Genomic DNA, 16,135 nt, shown 5'->3' with positions numbered 1-16,135 from the left:
CGATCAGATGCCGAGCTTGCGGGACAGATCAATCATCGCCTGTACAGATTTGCGGGCCTTCTCTGCCACGTCTTCGGCGACCTCGACCTGGCCTTCCATCGTGTGCAGAGCATAGAGGATCTTTTCCAGCGTGATCTTTTTCATGTACGGGCACATATTGCACGGCCCTACGAAATCGACCTCGGGCAGTTCATCCGCGATGTTCGACGCCATCGAACATTCGGTGATCAGCATCGCCTTTTCGGGTTTCTCATCATGCACATATTTGATGATCCCGCTGGTTGAACCGGAATAATCCGCCTCGGCCACCACATCCGGCGGGCATTCCGGGTGCGCAATCAGGCGCGTTCCGGGGTTCCATTCGCGGAAGTCGCGCAAGTCCTGTGCGGTGTATTGTTCATGCACGATGCAGGAACCGGGCCAATACACCACGTTCTTGTGGCTTTCATTGGCCACGTTTTGAGCCAGATATTGATCCGGCGTCATGATGACCGTGTCGCTTTCCATGGCATTCACGATCTGCAAGGCGTTCGACGAGGTGCAGCAGATATCCGAGGCCGCTTTGACCTCGGCAGTGGTGTTCACGTAAGACACAACCGGCGCACCGGGGTATTTGGCCCGCATTTCGTCGATTCCTTCGGCAGTAATCGATTCTGCCAAAGAACAGCCGGCATCCATGTCGGGCATCAGAACAGTTTTCCCGGGGCTCAGAATTTTCGATGTCTCGGCCATGAAATGAACCCCGGCCTGAACGATCACATCCTCTTCCACCTCGCTGGCCTTGATCGCCAGTTGCAGGCTGTCACCCACGAAATCGGACACACCATGATAGATTTCCGGTGTCATGTAGTTGTGCCCAAGGATCACGGCGTTACGCTCTTTCTTGAGCGCGTTGATCGCCCGCACATAGGGCGCATAGATCGCCCAATCCGGCGGGCTGATCACACGATCCATACGGGCAAACGTGTCTTTCATCTCATTGGCCAACGTGGCCGATGGGGCGAGGTCATAGACGTCCGAAAGAACAGTGCGGACTTGTGCAATATCGAGCAACGGGCGAGCCACCTTTGTCAGTTGTCGTTAGCCTGGCGGGCTGCTTAACGGCTTAGCCCTAGCGGAAACATCCCCGGTTCGAAACCGGAAAATGAGACGTTAGCGCTAAGCCATGCAGACAAATTCAAAGATGAATGGCAAATCAGCCCAGAATCCCCGGCAGTCGCAGCCCGTGCTCACGTGCGCATGCCTTGGCATCCTCATAACCCGCATCTGCGTGTCGCCAGACGCCAGAAGCCGGATCGTTCCACAGAACCCGTTCAAGGCGTTTAGCCGCTGCATCGGTGCCGTCGGCACAAATCACGACGCCCGCATGTTGGCTGAAACCCATGCCAACGCCGCCTCCGTGGTGCAGCGAGACCCATGTCGCGCCCGATGCGGTATTGACCAGCGCGTTCAGCAGCGGCCAATCCGACACCGCGTCCGAGCCGTCCTTCATCGCCTCGGTTTCGCGGTTCGGCGACGCGACCGAGCCGCTGTCGAGGTGGTCACGACCGATGACGACCGGCGCCTTCAACTCTCCGGTTTTGACCATCTCGTTAAATGCCAGCCCAGCCTTGTGGCGGTCACCCAGTCCGATCCAGCAGATGCGCGCGGGAAGGCCCTGAAAGGCGATGCGCTCCTGCGCCATGTCGAGCCAGTTGTGCAGATGGGTGTTTTCGGGGAACAGTTCCTTCATCTTTGCATCAGTTTTGTAGATATCCTCGGGATCACCCGACAGCGCGCACCAGCGGAACGGGCCAATGCCGCGGCAAAACAACGGGCGGATATAGGCGGGCACGAAACCGGGAAAGGCAAAGGCGTTTTCCAAGCCTTCGTCCTGCGCCACCTGCCGGATGTTGTTACCATAATCCAGGGTTGGCACACCCGCGTTCCAGAAATCGACCATGGCGGCCACGTGTTGCTTCATCGACGCGCGCGCTGCCTTTTCCACGGCCTTGGGGTCGCTTTCCCTCTTGTCTTTCCACTGCGCCATGCTCCAGCCCAATGGCAGATAACCGTTGACCGGATCATGGGCGCTGGTCTGGTCGGTCACGATATCGGGGCGCATCCCACCCGCCTGCATCCGCCGGTAGATCTCGGGGAAAATCTCGGCCGCATTGCCCAGCAATCCGACCGATTTCGCCTCGCCCGCCCTGGTCCAGCGGTCGATCATTTCCAGCGCTTCGTCCAGCGTCTCGGCCTTTTCGTCGAGATACTTGGTGCGCAGGCGGAAATCGATGCTGTCTGGATTGCACTCGACGGCTAGGCAACACGCCCCCGCAAAGACCGCCGCCAGGGGTTGCGCGCCACCCATGCCACCCAGACCGCCAGTCAGAATCCACTTGCCGGTCAGGTCCCCGTCATAGTGTTGGCGTCCCGCCTCGGCGAAGGTTTCGTAGGTGCCCTGAACGATGCCTTGCGTCCCGATATAGATCCACGAACCGGCCGTCATCTGGCCGTACATCATCAGGCCCTTCTTATCGAGCTCGTTGAAGTGGTCCCAGTTGGCCCAATGCGGCACGAGGTTTGAGTTCGCGATCAGCACCCGAGGTGCATCGGCATGCGTCCGAACGATGGCGACCGGTTTGCCGGATTGCACCACCAGCGTTTCATCTTCCTCCAGATCCTTGAGGCTGGCAACGATGGTATCAAAATCTTTCCACGTCCGCGCGGCACGGCCGATCCCGCCATAGACAACCAGCTCATGCGGGTTCTCGGCCACATCCGGGTGCAGATTGTTCATCAGCATCCGCATCGGGGCTTCGGTCATCCAGCTTTTGGCGTTCAGTTCGGGCCCTGTCGGGGGAAAGATGTCACGGGTATTTTTACGAGGATCGGTCATCGGGCAAGCTCCAATGCAGTGTCATGGATAGCGTCAAGAATGTCTTTGAGCCACCGGCGCAGGCGGTCGGCTTTGTCGGTGTCAAAAGCCCAGGGCGGCGCTTCAGTTTTCAGGTAGGTCGACTGAGCCAGCTCCATCTGGATCGCGTGAACCCCTTCGGAGGGGCGGCCATAATAGCGCGTTGTCCATCCGCCCTTGAACCGCCCATTCAGAACAGCCGTATAGGGCGAGGACGTCGCGAATTCATGCGCTATGGCTTCGATTTCCGGCGCGCAGGTCGCCCCATTGTTCGTGCCGATGCTCATATCGGGCAGAGTACCTTCGAACAGAAAAGGAATATGGCTGCGGATCGAGTGGCAATCATACAGCACCGCAACCCCATGGGCCGCCTTCACGCGTTCCAGCTCGGCCTTCAGGGCGGCATGATACGGTGCATGAAAAGCTTCCCGTCGTTCGAGGATATCCTTTTCGGAAGGCGGGATGTCCCAGATGCCTTGGCCGTCAAAATCCGTCAGCGGCACAAGAGAGGTCGTGTTCTGGCCGGGATAAAGCGACACGCCCGACGGATCCCGGTTGGCGTCGATCACATATCGGTGGAAGGTCGCCCGAACCGTGGTCGCACCGGGCAGAAGTCCTTCATACAAGGTATGAACATGCCAATCCGTATCCGCCAGAGCCTTGCCCCGCGCATTCAGCTTGGCCTCGATCGTGGCCGGCACATGGGTGCCGGTATGCGGCAGACCCAGCACGATCGGACTGTCACCGCGCGAAATCTCGACCGGGCCGCTCATGCGCCAAGTTCCGGCATGGCGATGCCCGTGCCACGGGCAATCTCGCCACTGGCAATCAGGGCCGAGGCTGCTTCGATCTCGGGTGCCATATAGCGATCGTCACCCAAGGCCGGCACCACGGCACGCAGCCGTGCCATCACGGCCTGCAACGTTTCGCTCGTAGGCAGCGGCGCGCGGAACTCGACCCCTTGTGTGGCACACAGTAGTTCGACCCCCAGAATGCGTTCCAGATTGGCAACCATCTGCCCCAATCGCCGCGCGCCATGGGCCGCCATCGAAACGTGATCTTCCTGATTGGCCGATGTGGGCGTCGAGTCCGTCACGCATGGATTGGCCAGATGCTTGTTTTCGCTCATCAGTGCGGCGGTCGTCACCTCAGCGATCATATAGCCCGAATTCAGGCCCGGATTGGGCGTCAGAAAAGGCGGCAGATCAAAGCTGAGTGCCGGATCGACGATCAACGCAATGCGGCGTTGCGCAATTGCCCCGATCTCGGCCACGGCGAGCGCAATCATGTCTGCGGCAAACCCAACGGGTTCGGCGTGAAAATTCCCGCCCGAAACGATCAGGCCGGTTTCCGAAAGAACCAGAGGATTGTCCGTCGCCGCGTTGGCCTCGATTTCCAGCGTTGTTGCAGCCTGCCTCAGCACATCCATCGCGGCCCCCACCACCTGAGGCTGGCAGCGGATACAATACGGGTCCTGAACCCGGGTATCGCCAACCCGATGGCTTTCACGAATGACCGACCCGGCCAGCAGCGCCCGCATGGTCACGCCGGCCTCGATCTGCCCGCGATGCCCGCGCAACGTGTGAATTTCCGGTTGCAACGGGGCGGTCGAACCCATGATCGCATCCGTCGTCAGCGCCGAGGTAACCAACGCGCTTTGCGCCGCCTGCCACGCGCCAAACAGCCCGGACAGCGCAAAGGCCGTCGAAAACTGGGTGCCATTGATCAGCGCCAGCCCTTCTTTAGGGCCCAGTTCGATCGGGTGCAGACCCGCTTTGGACAGCGCAGCGTCACCGGGCATCACATCGCCACTGAATTCGGCCTCACCAGCGCCCATCATGACGGCAGCCATGTGGGACAAGGGCGCAAGATCACCCGAAGCTCCAACTGAACCCTGCGCCGGGATCACCGGGGTCACACCTTGTGACAACATCCCTTCCAGCAGGGTGATCACTTCTGGCCGAACCCCCGACGCTCCGCGCCCCAGGCTCAGCAATTTCAGAACCATCATCAATCTGGCAAGGGCGCGCGGGATCGCAGGGCCAACACCGCAGCAATGGCTGAGGATCAGGTTGCGCTGCAAGGTTGCCGTGTCCTCGGCCGCGATTTTGACGCTGGCCAGTTTCCCGAACCCTGTGTTCACGCCATATACGGCGGCCTCTCCCGTCGCCGCATCGGCGATGCGCTTGTGCGCTTCTTCGACGGCCGGGCGGCAGGCGGGGTCCAACCGAACAGCGCACTCTTCGCGAAAGACCAGTTCCAGTTGCGACAGGGTAACGGTGCCCGGGGTAAGGGTGAGGGTCGTCAAAATATACCTCCGAATATGCGGGTATGAAGAGGGTTGAAGCCGATGCGATAGGCCAATTCCGCGGGGTGTTCGACATTCCAAACCGCCAGATCAGCGCACCGCCCGACTGAGATCTGACCGCAATCAGCCAACCCGAGAGCACGGGCCGCGTGAACCGTCACGCCTTGCAGGGCCTCTTCTGGCGTCATGCGAAACAGGGTGCATCCCATGTTCATCGCCAGCAACAGCGAGGTCATCGGCGCCGAACCGGGATTGCAATCCGTGGCAAGCGCCATGGGCACAGCATGCCGGCGCAACAAGTCAATCGGTGGCGCCTGTGTTTCGCGCAAGGTGTAGAAGGCCCCCGGCAGAATAACACCGACGGTACCGGCCTGCGCCATGTCCAGAACACCTGCTTCGTCAAGATATTCTATATGATCTGCCGAAAGCGCGCCGTATCCGGCAGCCAGTTTTGCGCCGCCCAAATTCGACAATTGTTCGGCGTGGATCTTGATCGGCAGGCCAAGCGCTGTCGCGGCATCAAAAAGCGGGATCAACTCTTCGGGTTGAAAGGCGATGCCTTCGCAGAAGGCATCGACCGCATCGACCAATCCCTCGGCATGAGCGGCGCGAAGCGTGGGAATGCAGACCTGATGAATGTAGTCCGACGCCCTGCCCTCATAGTCCCGAGGCACCGCATGAGCACCTAAAAAGCTGGTCAGAACACGGACGGGGCGATGATCGGGCAACGCCCGAGCCGCGCGCAACATGTTCAATTCAGTCTTGTCATCCAACCCGTAGCCGGACTTTACTTCGATGACCGATGCCCCTTCGGCCAGCATCGCATCCACACGCGGCAATGCCTGTGCGACCAACTCCTCCACTCCGGCTGCGCGCGTGGCCTTGACCGTCGAGATGATCCCGCCCCCGGCGCGCGCGACCTCTTCATAGCTCGCGCCGTTCAGGCGCATTTCGAACTCTGCGGCGCGATGGCCACCGTGAACCACATGGGTGTGGCAATCGATCAAGGCGGGCGTAACCAGGCGCCCACCCATTCGAGCCCTTGGCTGGTCGGCGAAACGAGGAGGAAGATCCGCGACAGGGCCGACCCATGCGATGCGCCCGTCCTGCAACGCGATCGCGGCATCCGGGACCAAACCGTATGGCGCGCCGCCTTCGGTCATCGTTGCGGCATCAAGATCCGTCAAAACCTGCGTTTGCGTCTGCATGTGACTCGCACCCTCCGTGCATTTCCTACTTTTCTAGTACATTTCTATCATTTATATGTCTATGCATAAAATGAGGTGAAAAATGGCTATCTTCGCTAATCGCGCATTACTGAGCACCGGTTGGGCTATGAACCTGCGGGTAGAAATCCGGCAAGGGCTGATGGTGTCGGTGCAACAGGGCGCGACGGCGCAAGAAGGCGATACTTGCGTCGACACTTTGCTGCCCGCATTGGCCAATCTGCACAGCCACGCATTTCAGCGCGCGATGGCGGGTATGACCGAATATCGAAAGGCCGGTCGCGACAGTTTCTGGACGTGGCGGGAACTGATGTATCGTTTCACTGCGCGCCTTACGCCTGAACAGGTGCAGGCGATTGCCGCTCTGGTCTATATGGAGATGCAGGAAGCCGGCTATGCCTCGGTTGGTGAATTCCATTATCTGCATCACCAGCCAGACGGCACACCTTATGACAATCTCGCAGAGCTGTCCCAGCGGATCATGGCTGCGTCGGCCGAGACGGGAATCGGACTGACGCATCTGCCTGTACTTTATTCTTACGCAGGGGTCGGCGAGCAACCGTTGGAAGCGGGACAGCAACGATTTGGCAATGATGTGGACCGCTATCTGGCGTTGGTCGAACAGGCGCAGGCGGCACTGGGCGATCTGCCGGATGACTGTCAGATAGGCATTGCCCCACATTCCTTGCGCGCGACATCACCGCAAGATCTTGCCCGGGTTCTGGACGCAAAAAAGACGGGACCTGTCCATATTCACATCGCGGAACAACCCATGGAAGTTGAACAGGTTCACGAGGGTCTGGGCGCCCGCCCGGTGGAATGGCTGCTGAATAATGCAACGGTAAACCATCGCTGGTGCCTCATCCACGCCACTCACATGACGGAAAAGGAAACCCGCGATATGGCCGCAACGGGCGCGGTCGCGGGGCTTTGCCCGATCACCGAGGCCAATTTGGGGGATGGCCCCTTCAATGGAGCCGTCTTTCTTGAAGCCGGTGGTCGTTTCGGGGTCGGGTCGGATTCAAACGTGTTGGTTTCGATGACAGAGGAACTGCGTACGCTGGAATATTCCCAACGCCTGCGAGATCTGTCGCGCAATGTCCTGGTCGAAGGGGAGGGTTCGGTTGGACAGACACTGTATTGCAATTCGGCTTTGGGCGGTGCGCAGGCCCTGCGGCGCACGGCGGGGCAGATCGCAGAAGGGATGCTGGCGGATCTTGTTGCTATTGACAGTCAGGATCCCGCGCTTTGTGCCCTGCGTCCTGAACAGTTGCTCGATGGGTTGGTCTTTGCCGCGAAGGACCACGTAGTGACCGATTTGTGGTCGGCTGGCCGCCATCAGGTACGCCGGGGCCGCCATATTGCTCGGGATCGGATTGTATCTGACTATCGACAGGCCATGGCTGATCTCATGCCGAGACTTTGAGCTTGCTGCGCCTTTACGGGCCGACAAAAATGGCCTCATAATAACAATATGTTTGTACGTAATTGGATGAACACCACGTGACCGATCAAAAACCTCTCGGCTTTCAGGACATTCGGGACGAAGTCGTGAACCGCATTCAAACCCGTGTCTGGCCACAGGGCAGCCTGCTGCCCACCGAGATGGAACTGGCAGCCGAATTCGGTGTTGCACGGGCGACGGTCAATCGGGCGCTGCGGGAACTTGCCGAACAGGGAATTGTCACCCGCAAACGCAAGGGTGGCACGCGTGTTGTGACCACACCGGTAAAGCAGGCGAAATTGCCGATCACTGTCGTTCGACAGGCCATCGAAGAAATGAACGCCGAATACCGCTATGCTCTGGTAAGCCGAACACTAATCGATTGCCCCGCGTGGTTGCAGGCAAAGCTGAGCATCCCGGAAGGTGCGCAGGTCGTCCATCTGCAATGCATGCACCACGCCGACAACCGTCCGTTTCAGTTCGAGGAACGCTGGATCAACGTCAGCACCGTGCCTCAGGTTCTCGACGAAGATTTCCTGACCACCGGGCCGAATGAATGGCTGCTGTCCGAAGTGCCGTTTTCAAACGCTGAAATTGCCTTCTCGGCCGTCCCGGCAACAGGGCATTTGCAGGAGTTTCTGGCGGTACCGCCCGGCACACCGTTGTTTCAGCTAGAACGCACGACATGGTTTCGCAGCGATCCTGTTACTTTCGTGCGCATGACCTTCCATCAGGGATACCAGATGCGCACCACGTATTGAGGCCAGAGCACCGAACAGGTTTTGACATAGGAGCAAAAACCTTATCACTTCGATCCCACCTTCCTGACTGTAGTGGCAGTCACCTTTGCCCGCGCAGGTTCCGAGGCGGCCGAGTTTTGGCTCTCGTTGTTCAGCGACCAAGGCAGAGACAATTGTGCAATCGTTGGAATGGCAAATATGGCGGCAGGTCGTCTCGAACCTCAGCGTGGTCAGGTCGAAACGTTTGCTGATACGGCTTGATCCATCTTGTTTGGGAAGCCTCCCCTCAAGTTCGTATCCGAAACAGTGTGTAAGCCGGATAAAATCAAACGGCGGGGCATCCTCTGGGGTGGTGGATGACAAGGAGCAAAGCGCGTGCCCTTTTCGAAGGGCCAGAAACAATGGTTCAGACCAGATTGAAGTGAAATCCAAAGCGGCGCTGCTGTTGATCTTCGCCGCAAGCGCCTTGTCCAGCAAGTGATCATCGACCATACGCAACATGTTTTCAGGCAGATCCTCGACCAGCGTGACCCGCATCCACGGAAACAGCGGGCTGAAGGGTTCAGAGATACCCGGTCAGATAAGGGGCCTAAGTCGGAGTCATTCCGACAGTCAAAGGAACTGCTTCGGGGTCGCGGAACTCGGTCGCGGTGTCACGGATTTTCCGCGCATCGTTCAGAAGGCGCCCAGCCTGTTCAACGACACGGGCACCGTACAGTGTCGGGGCACATCGTTGTTGAGGCGCAGGAACAGATCGGTTCCCAATTCCTGTTTAAGTTTTTTGATCTGGTTGGCCAAGGGTGACATTCGCACCGTCACCCTGAGCGGCAGCCTGAACGCAGAGCAAGAGCCCGGGCCGGCCTTGGACAGCAAGGTCACCGGCCACGCGACCGTAGTCATCACCCGGAATTCGGCGACCGGAGAAATCTCGTATTCCAGCGAACTGAGCGTTGTCGGTCGGAGCGAAGCTGACCTGAACACACCCATCCCCGGCGCGGTTTCGGCCATCCATCTGCACAATGTGCCGGTCGGCCGAAACGGCCCGGTTGTACAGGAATCGCTGGCGGAGGCAGGCGCCACGCTGAACGTGAACGCATAAGGGGGCTCGGTGTCATCGGTCAGGACGTGATCTCGAACCAGGTCGAAACCGATGGACTGTTTTCAACTAAGTACGTCATTGACTCGGCTGATGGCGACGTGATTGTCGGCAGCGATCTGACCAATGCGCTGAACGGCGCGGTCGGCGTTGATCCGCAGAACGGTGAAAGCGGCGACGACATCCTTATCGGTTGCAATTCGGCGATTTCGGGCCGGATTAGACTTGGTGACGTCAACAAGCTGAAAATCGGTCAGGCCACACGGATTCGTTTGTCGGCTTTTGCGCAGGCCGATGTGTCCGAGGCCCGAGGTTCAATCTTTAATATCTCAGCCGACGCATTGGAGGACGAACGCACTGGCGAGTGCAATTTCAAGACCCGGGTCAAACTGAACGATCGGCAATCCGACGAAGTGGCGGCTTTGGACTTGGCCCCCGGCATGCCCGCAGACCTGTTCGTCAACACAAGCGAACGCGCAGTGATTGCATATCTGGCACAGCCTGTCAGCGAGCGTCAGGCCAGAACTTTCTTCGAGTAAAGGGTTTTAAAAGACTTGCAGCTTTAAACTGTTGTGTATCGAGTGTTTTGGTGAGTGAGCGATGGCCTGCGCCCCTGTTCCGGGCGCGGGCCATCACTTTTGTGGGTCAGACCCCGTAACGGGCAAGAAACATGTCAACGGCCTGAGCAGCGACCTGATCTATTTCTTCCTGGGTGAACGTGTTCTGAATGCCAAAAGCCGCCCGGGTCCAGATCCGCACTTTGCACAGTTCGGAAAACTGCTCGGCAGCGATATGTACATCATCAATGGCCAATTCGCCCTTGGCCACGGCTTTTTCCAGATACTCGGCCATCTGTCGCTGGCCGTTTTGCGGCCCTGCCTCGTAAAACGCACGGCCAAGCTCGGGAAACCGGTCGCGCTCGGCAACGCAGATCCTGAAAACCTGCTGCGCGAAATCCGACACAAGGAAGGCCGTCAATTGCGTCGCCGTGATCTGAAGCACTTCGCGGGCGGGTTTGGTTTCGTCGATCATCGAGATGACCCGCTCGGCCATCAGGCAGCATTCTGTCTGGGCCACTTCCATGAACAAAAGGCGCTTGTCCGGGAAATAGCTGTACAGCGTTGCTTTTGACACGCCCGCCGCGCGGGCAATGTCATCCACACTTGCCCCTTCAAACCCATCCGCCATGAAAACCTCTCGAGCCCCGCGCAGAACCTGGTCGAATTTACGGCCGGTGCGCAGGATGGTGGCGGTCTGGGTCATGTCTTCTCCTCGATCGATAGCTGCGCCAGTTTATAAACCGCTCGGTTTAGATACAACGATTCTCAAATATTCCAGCGAAGCGGAGGTTGCATTTGCTTTGATGTCGGGTACTTGCAGCGCGTTCAAACCGTGCTAGGACTGGGCCCATGGTCGAAATCTTTCTGCGCACCCTTCCGTTTTTCGCGATTATCGGCCTGGGCTTTTGGGCGGGGCGCACGCGTTTTTTCACGGCTGAAGCAACGGCATATCTGACCAAGTTCGTCTTTTTCTTTGCGCTGTCGGCGATGCTGTTTCGCTTTGCCGCCACCCTTCCCTTTGCCGAGATTTTCAATGCCCGGCTCATCCTTGGATATCTGCTGGGAACCATGACCGTTTACGTTCTGGCGTCGGCCATCGCCTGGCTGCGCAAGCTCGACATTCCGACCGCTGCGGTCGAGGCTCAGTGCGCGGCCATCGGCAATGTCGGGTTCCTCGGGCTGCCCATGCTTTCCCTTTTGTTCTCCGAGGCTGCGATCGGGCCCGTGATGCTGGTTCTGACCGTCGATCTGGTCGTGTTCTCTTCCCTTATCGTGATCCTGATCAATGGCGGCCGTGACGGCAAACTGACCCCGACCACCTTCAAGTTGATCGGAATGGGTTTGGTCCGCAATCCCATGATCGTATCCATCTCGGCCGGTCTCATCTGGTCCTCGCTGAAATTGCCTGTTCCTGAACCTCTTGGCGATTTTCTGATCATTCTCGGTGGTGCAGCGACTCCGGGTGCATTGTTCGCCATTGGCGCGTCATTGGCAGACAAGTCGGCTGAACGTGTCCAGATCGCGGCATGGTTGAGCTTCTGCAAACTGGCGATCCATCCGGCCTGCGTTGCGGTCGCTCTGTTATGGCTGATACCGATTGATACTTTTCCCGCAACTGTTGCCATCTCTGCCGCTGCTTTGCCCGTTGCGGGCAATGTTTACATGCTGGCCGCGCATTACGGCATTGCCCCGCATCGCGCGTCGGCGGCAATCCTTCTATCCACAATCATCAGTATTCTCACCGTGCCGATGGTGATCGCCTGGGCGGGCACATTCTGACCTTCACCTTCTCGAAAAATACTCTCAACGAAGGCGCACAGACTTTACGCCGGGTCCGCGGATCGTTAGCCATGTTGCGACTCGAAAACAAGGACGGTGCCTGATGGAAACCCTTTCGGAAAATGCCTGTTTTGGCGGTGTGCAGGGCGTGTACCGCCACGCCTCTTCGTCGTGCAAGTGTGACATGACTTTTGGCCTGTTTCTTCCAGCCGAGGCCAAGGACGGGCCGGTCCCGGTTCTTTGGTATTTGTCGGGATTGACCTGCACCCATGAAAACGCGATGACCAAGGCCGGGGCTCAGGCGTGGGCCGCGGAACAAGGGATCGCCGTGGTGTTTCCGGATACCTCGCCGCGTGGTGACGGCGTCGCAGATCATGAAGATTATGATCTGGGTCAGGGCGCGGGGTTCTATGTGAACGCGACACAGGAACCCTGGGCACCGCATTTCCGGATGTGGGACTATGTCGCCGAAGAGCTGCCCGCCCTGCTGTTCGAAAACTTCGCCATCGACAGCGAACGCCAGGCCATAACGGGCCATTCCATGGGGGGGCACGGCGCCCTGACGCTTGCCATGAACCTGCCCGGACGCTTCCGTTCGGTGTCAGCCTTTGCGCCGATCTCGAACCCGACCGGAGCGGATTGGGGACGCAAACAGCTGAGCGCCTACCTTGGTGACGACGAAACGCTTTGGGCAAAACACGATGCGTCCTTGTTGATGAAGAAAACCGGCTTTGACGGTCCGATCCTGATCGACACAGGTGCAAACGATCAGTTCATGGACCTTTTGCGCCCCGAAGCGTTGGCGCAAGCCATCGCCGAACGCCGCCAGCAAGCGACGTATCGCTTCCAGCCGGGTTACGATCATTCGTACTTCTTTGTGTCCACGTTTATGGAAGATCACGTCATCTTCCATGCCGAGGCACTGTACGGAGACTGAGGGATGAGCAATTACGATTATGACCTGATCATCATAGGGTCGGGGCCTTCTGGGCGTTCTGCGGCGATTCAGGCAGGCAAACTGAAACGGCGTGTGCTGGTCATCGACCGCAAAGACCGTTTTGGTGGCGTCTCTGTCCACACCGGCACGATTCCGTCCAAGACCCTGCGCGAAACGGTTCTGAACCTGTCGGGCTGGCGCGAGCGCAGCTTTTACGGGCGTTCATACCGGGTAAAGGATCAGATCCGGGCAGAAGACTTGAAAGCCCGCCTGCATATGACCCTCGACCATGAAGTCGACGTGTTGGAACATCAGTTCAACAGGAACCATGTCGAAACCCTGGACGGTCTGGCCAGATTTGTCGGGCCGCACGAAGTAGAGGTCGCAACCGATGCCGGGGAAACAACGCGTGTGACGGCCGCGAAGTTCCTGATTGCGACAGGCACGAAAACCTATCGCCCGGATTATGTCCCGTTCAACGGCAAGACGGTGGTGGATGGTGACGAATTTCTGGAAATGGCAGAGATTCCGCGCTCGCTGGTCGTTATCGGTGCCGGGGTCATTGGCGTGGAATATGCCACGATGTTTTCAGCCCTGGACGTGCGTGTGACGCTGATTGAACCCCGCGACACGTTTCTGGATTTCATCGACAGCCGGTTGATCCACGACTTTACCCATCAGATCCGGGAAAACGGTGTCGACCTGCGTTTGGGCTCGGCTGTCGAGAAGATTGAAGACGCCGGTGAACATGTGGAAGTGACCCTTGAAAACGGTCGCCACGTTCGCGCTGAAATGCTTCTGTTTGCGGCCGGACGCATGGGGGCGACGTCCAAACTCAATCTGGATGCCGTCGGGCTGGAGACGGACCACCGCAACCGGATCAAGGTAGACCGCAAGACATATCAAACGGCGGTTCCGCATATCTATGCCACGGGCGATGTGATCGGACATCCGTCGCTGGCATCAACCTCTTTGCAGCAGGGGCGCGTGGCTGCCTGTCACGCCCTTGAAACGCCCACGCTGCCGGAAAGCCCGTGGTACCCCTATGGCATCTATTCAGTGCCCGAAATATCAACCTGCGGAATGTCGGAAGAAGAATTGCAGGAGCGCAACATCCCCTACGAGGTCGGTGTCGCGCGATTCCGCGAGACGTCACGCGGGCATATCATGGGGCTGGAACACGGCATGTTGAAAATGCTGTTCTCGCTCAAGACCCGCAGGGTGCTGGGTGTCCAGATCGTTGGTGAAGGCGCGACGGAGTTGATCCATATTGCGCAGGCCGTGCTGAACCTGAAAGGTACGGTGGACTACTTCGTTCAGAACACGTTCAACTACCCGACTCTTGCCGAAGCGTATAAAATCGCGGGCCTGGATGCGTTCAACCGCATGCCCATACCCGAGGAATTCAAGGTCAAAAAGAAACCGGTGGAGCCGGCAAAGAAAGAGGCAAAGAAGGCGTGACGACGCTGTATGTCGATGGCGATGCCTGTCCTGTAAAAGCCGAGGCCGAACGGGTCGCGACGCGGCACAAGGTGCCGATGGCGCTGGTGTCCAATGGCGGGCTTCGTCCATCGGCCAACCCGCTGGTGCAGGTCATTGTCGTTTCCGAAGGCGCGGATGAGGCCGACAAATGGATTGCCGAACGCTGTGGAGAAGGGGATGTCGTCATAACGTCCGACATCCCTTTGGCCGCAAAATGCGTTGAAGCAGGCGCACGCGTGCTGCGCCCCAATGGTGAAACCTTCACCGCGGCAAATATTGGCCAACAACTGGCAATGCGTGACTTGATGGCCGATCTGCGCGCGGCCAATCCGTTGGGAACCGGCGGCGGTGGGCGACCCTTCGGTAAAGCCGACCGCTCGCGGTTTCTGGACGCCTTGGAACGGGAAATACGTGCCGCCAGAAAGGGATGATCATTCCTTTTGCTAGATCAAATACTGACCCGAATTTCGAAACGCCCGTTTACAAGTACCTCATTAGAACGCACCCTGTGCTTGAATTCCGATCAGGCTTTTCGAATACGGAGACTGCGTTATGAAAGTACAAGGCACCCATTATCGGTCTATTTGGTGGGACAAACCGGCAGGCGTGGTTCGGATCATCGACCAAAGGTGGTTGCCGCATGATTTTCGGGTCGTAACCCTGAAAACGCTTGATGAATTTGCAGCTGCGATACGGGATATGTGGGTCAGGGGCGCACCTTTGATAGGCGCGACCGCTGCGTTTGGAATTGCCGAGCAGATGTCTCGGGACAGCTCAGAAGCCTCGTTTGACGCCGCGTATGACGTTTTACATGCAACCCGACCCACGGCAATCAACCTGCGCTGGGCATTGGACAGATGCCGAGAAGCGCTGATGCCGCTTGCTCCGGGTGACCGCGCCGAGCGCGCCTGGTCGCTGGCGCAGGAGATTGCAGACGAAGATGTCGAGATCAACGCCGCAATCGGCCGGCACGGGTTGGAACTGATCAAGGATATCGCGGCCCGAAAACCCGCCGGTGAGCCGGTTCGGTTGCTGACGCATTGCAATGCGGGATGGCTGGCGACTGTGGATTGGGGCACGGCCACAAGCCCGATGTATCACGCACATGACGCGGGCATCCCCTTGCACGTCTGGGTGGATGAAACCAGACCGCGCAACCAGGGCGCACTTACATCCTGGGAATTGGGCGAACATGGCATTCCCCACCGCTACATCGTGGATAATGCCGGCGGTCATTTGATGCAGCACGGCCTGGTTGATTTGGTGATTACGGGCACGGACCGAACCACGGCCCAAGGTGATGTTTGCAACAAGATCGGGACCTATCTGAAGGCTTTGGCTGCGCGGGACAACGGTGTGCCATTTTATGTCGCCCTTCCCTCTCCTACGATTGACTGGACCGTTCGCGACGGTGTGGCCGAAATCCCGATCGAAGAACGTGATTCCAGGGAAGTCTCCCATGTCATGGGGGTTGATGGGCAGGGGAACATCTCGGATGTACGCGTGACGCCAGACGGCACGGAAGGTGGCAATCCTGCCTTTGATGTCACCCCAAACCGGCTGGTGACAGGGCTTATCACCGAGCGCGGCGTCAGCGAGGCGTCTGCTGACGGGCTTGCCCGGTTGTTTCCCGAACGGGCTGGTTAACACTTTGTTTAGCACAGTCT

15 protein-coding genes are annotated in these 16,135 nt (G+C 58.5%); 9 read left to right on the top strand and 6 right to left on the bottom strand.

Annotated elements, in window-relative coordinates; all coding sequences use genetic code 11:
- Nucleotides 1-3 precede the first annotated feature (3 nt).
- The 5 genes from nadA to hutI all read right to left on the bottom strand — a co-directional run bounded on the left by nadA (nt 4) and on the right by hutI (nt 6,412).
- Nucleotides 4-1,053, bottom strand: coding sequence for a quinolinate synthase NadA (nadA, locus tag I9184_RS08800; protein WP_171230399.1), 1,050 nt, complete (start codon nt 1,051-1,053; stop codon nt 4-6).
- A 142-nt stretch (nt 1,054-1,195) separates the two neighbouring features.
- On the bottom strand, nt 1,196-2,878 hold the full coding sequence (hutU, locus tag I9184_RS08795; protein ID WP_171723807.1) for a urocanate hydratase: 1,683 nt from the start codon (nt 2,876-2,878) through the stop codon (nt 1,196-1,198).
- Nucleotides 2,875-3,669 carry an N-formylglutamate deformylase gene (hutG, locus tag I9184_RS08790; protein WP_171636190.1) on the bottom strand — a complete coding sequence of 265 codons (795 nt, stop codon included), beginning with the start codon at nt 3,667-3,669 and terminating at the stop codon, nt 2,875-2,877. The genes hutU and hutG overlap by 4 nt, the downstream gene beginning before the upstream one ends.
- A complete protein-coding gene (hutH, locus tag I9184_RS08785; protein WP_209833865.1) occupies nt 3,666-5,204 on the bottom strand; it encodes a histidine ammonia-lyase in 1,539 nt (512 codons plus the stop codon). The genes hutG and hutH overlap by 4 nt, the downstream gene beginning before the upstream one ends.
- Complete coding sequence (gene hutI, locus I9184_RS08780) at nt 5,201-6,412, bottom strand: imidazolonepropionase (RefSeq protein ID WP_209833862.1); 1,212 nt, start codon at nt 6,410-6,412, stop codon at nt 5,201-5,203. Before hutI ends, hutH begins: the two co-directional genes overlap by 4 nt.
- Before the next feature lie 82 nt (nt 6,413-6,494).
- Between hutI and I9184_RS08775 the strand changes: the two genes are divergently transcribed.
- The 4 genes from I9184_RS08775 (at nt 6,495) to I9184_RS08755 (ending at nt 10,249) form a co-directional block, all read left to right on the top strand.
- Nucleotides 6,495-7,856: a formimidoylglutamate deiminase gene (locus I9184_RS08775; RefSeq protein WP_209833860.1), complete on the top strand. Its 1,362-nt coding sequence runs from the start codon at nt 6,495-6,497 to the stop codon at nt 7,854-7,856.
- A 77-nt stretch (nt 7,857-7,933) separates the two neighbouring features.
- A complete protein-coding gene (locus I9184_RS08770) occupies nt 7,934-8,635 on the top strand; it encodes a GntR family transcriptional regulator (protein ID WP_209833858.1) in 702 nt (233 codons plus the stop codon).
- A 760-nt stretch (nt 8,636-9,395) separates the two neighbouring features.
- Nucleotides 9,396-9,713: a CHRD domain-containing protein gene (locus I9184_RS08760; RefSeq protein ID WP_209833854.1), complete on the top strand. Its 318-nt coding sequence runs from the start codon at nt 9,396-9,398 to the stop codon at nt 9,711-9,713.
- Nucleotides 9,714-9,739: 26 nt separating this feature from the next.
- Nucleotides 9,740-10,249, top strand: coding sequence for a hypothetical protein (locus I9184_RS08755; protein WP_209833852.1), 510 nt, complete (start codon nt 9,740-9,742; stop codon nt 10,247-10,249).
- Between the two features lie 106 nt (nt 10,250-10,355).
- Here the strand turns inward: I9184_RS08755 and I9184_RS08750 are convergent, their stop codons facing one another.
- Complete coding sequence (locus tag I9184_RS08750; protein WP_171169500.1) at nt 10,356-10,973, bottom strand: TetR/AcrR family transcriptional regulator; 618 nt, start codon at nt 10,971-10,973, stop codon at nt 10,356-10,358.
- A gap of 146 nt (nt 10,974-11,119) precedes the next feature.
- Between I9184_RS08750 and I9184_RS08745 the strand changes: the two genes are divergently transcribed.
- The 5 genes from I9184_RS08745 to mtnA all read left to right on the top strand — a co-directional run bounded on the left by I9184_RS08745 (nt 11,120) and on the right by mtnA (nt 16,115).
- Entirely contained in the window at nt 11,120-12,049 is a 930-nt protein-coding gene (locus tag I9184_RS08745) for an AEC family transporter (protein ID WP_209833850.1), read from the top strand.
- Between the two features lie 103 nt (nt 12,050-12,152).
- The gene (gene fghA, locus I9184_RS08740) at nt 12,153-12,986 is read left to right on the top strand and encodes an S-formylglutathione hydrolase (RefSeq protein ID WP_171723817.1); all 834 of its coding nucleotides are present in this window, start codon (nt 12,153-12,155) and stop codon (nt 12,984-12,986) included.
- Nucleotides 12,987-12,989: 3 nt separating this feature from the next.
- Nucleotides 12,990-14,447 (top strand): Si-specific NAD(P)(+) transhydrogenase, encoded by a 1,458-nt coding sequence (gene sthA / locus I9184_RS08735; RefSeq protein ID WP_171230389.1) that lies wholly within the window; start codon nt 12,990-12,992, stop codon nt 14,445-14,447.
- Nucleotides 14,444-14,899, top strand: coding sequence for a YaiI/YqxD family protein (locus I9184_RS08730; protein WP_171119171.1), 456 nt, complete (start codon nt 14,444-14,446; stop codon nt 14,897-14,899). The genes sthA and I9184_RS08730 overlap by 4 nt, the downstream gene beginning before the upstream one ends.
- 121 nt (nt 14,900-15,020) lie before the next feature.
- A complete protein-coding gene (mtnA, locus tag I9184_RS08725) occupies nt 15,021-16,115 on the top strand; it encodes an S-methyl-5-thioribose-1-phosphate isomerase (RefSeq protein ID WP_171232268.1) in 1,095 nt (364 codons plus the stop codon).
- Nucleotides 16,116-16,135: the final 20 nt, after the last annotated feature.

Origin of the sequence: Ruegeria sp. HKCCE3926 (assembly GCF_017872515.1) — a bacterium.
In the GTDB taxonomy this organism is placed as follows: domain Bacteria; phylum Pseudomonadota; class Alphaproteobacteria; order Rhodobacterales; family Rhodobacteraceae; genus Ruegeria.
The sequence above is the reverse complement of the archived record's forward strand: the minus strand, read 5'-3'. Positions and strand labels throughout refer to the sequence as shown.

Excerpts from the sequence above, each read along its gene's own strand:
- mtnA (WP_171232268.1), top strand. The coding sequence starts at position 15,021 with ATGAAAGTACAAGGCACCCATTATCGGTCTATTTGGTGGGACAAACCG.
- I9184_RS08745 (WP_209833850.1), top strand. The coding sequence starts at position 11,120 with ATGGTCGAAATCTTTCTGCGCACCCTTCCGTTTTTCGCGATTATCGGC.
- sthA (WP_171230389.1), top strand. The coding sequence starts at position 12,990 with ATGAGCAATTACGATTATGACCTGATCATCATAGGGTCGGGGCCTTCT.
- I9184_RS08750 (WP_171169500.1), bottom strand. The coding sequence starts at position 10,973 with ATGACCCAGACCGCCACCATCCTGCGCACCGGCCGTAAATTCGACCAG.
- fghA (WP_171723817.1), top strand. The coding sequence starts at position 12,153 with ATGGAAACCCTTTCGGAAAATGCCTGTTTTGGCGGTGTGCAGGGCGTG.
- hutU (WP_171723807.1), bottom strand. The coding sequence starts at position 2,878 with ATGACCGATCCTCGTAAAAATACCCGTGACATCTTTCCCCCGACAGGG.
- hutG (WP_171636190.1), bottom strand. The coding sequence starts at position 3,669 with ATGAGCGGCCCGGTCGAGATTTCGCGCGGTGACAGTCCGATCGTGCTG.
- hutI (WP_209833862.1), bottom strand. The coding sequence starts at position 6,412 with ATGCAGACGCAAACGCAGGTTTTGACGGATCTTGATGCCGCAACGATG.
- I9184_RS08775 (WP_209833860.1), top strand. The coding sequence starts at position 6,495 with ATGGCTATCTTCGCTAATCGCGCATTACTGAGCACCGGTTGGGCTATG.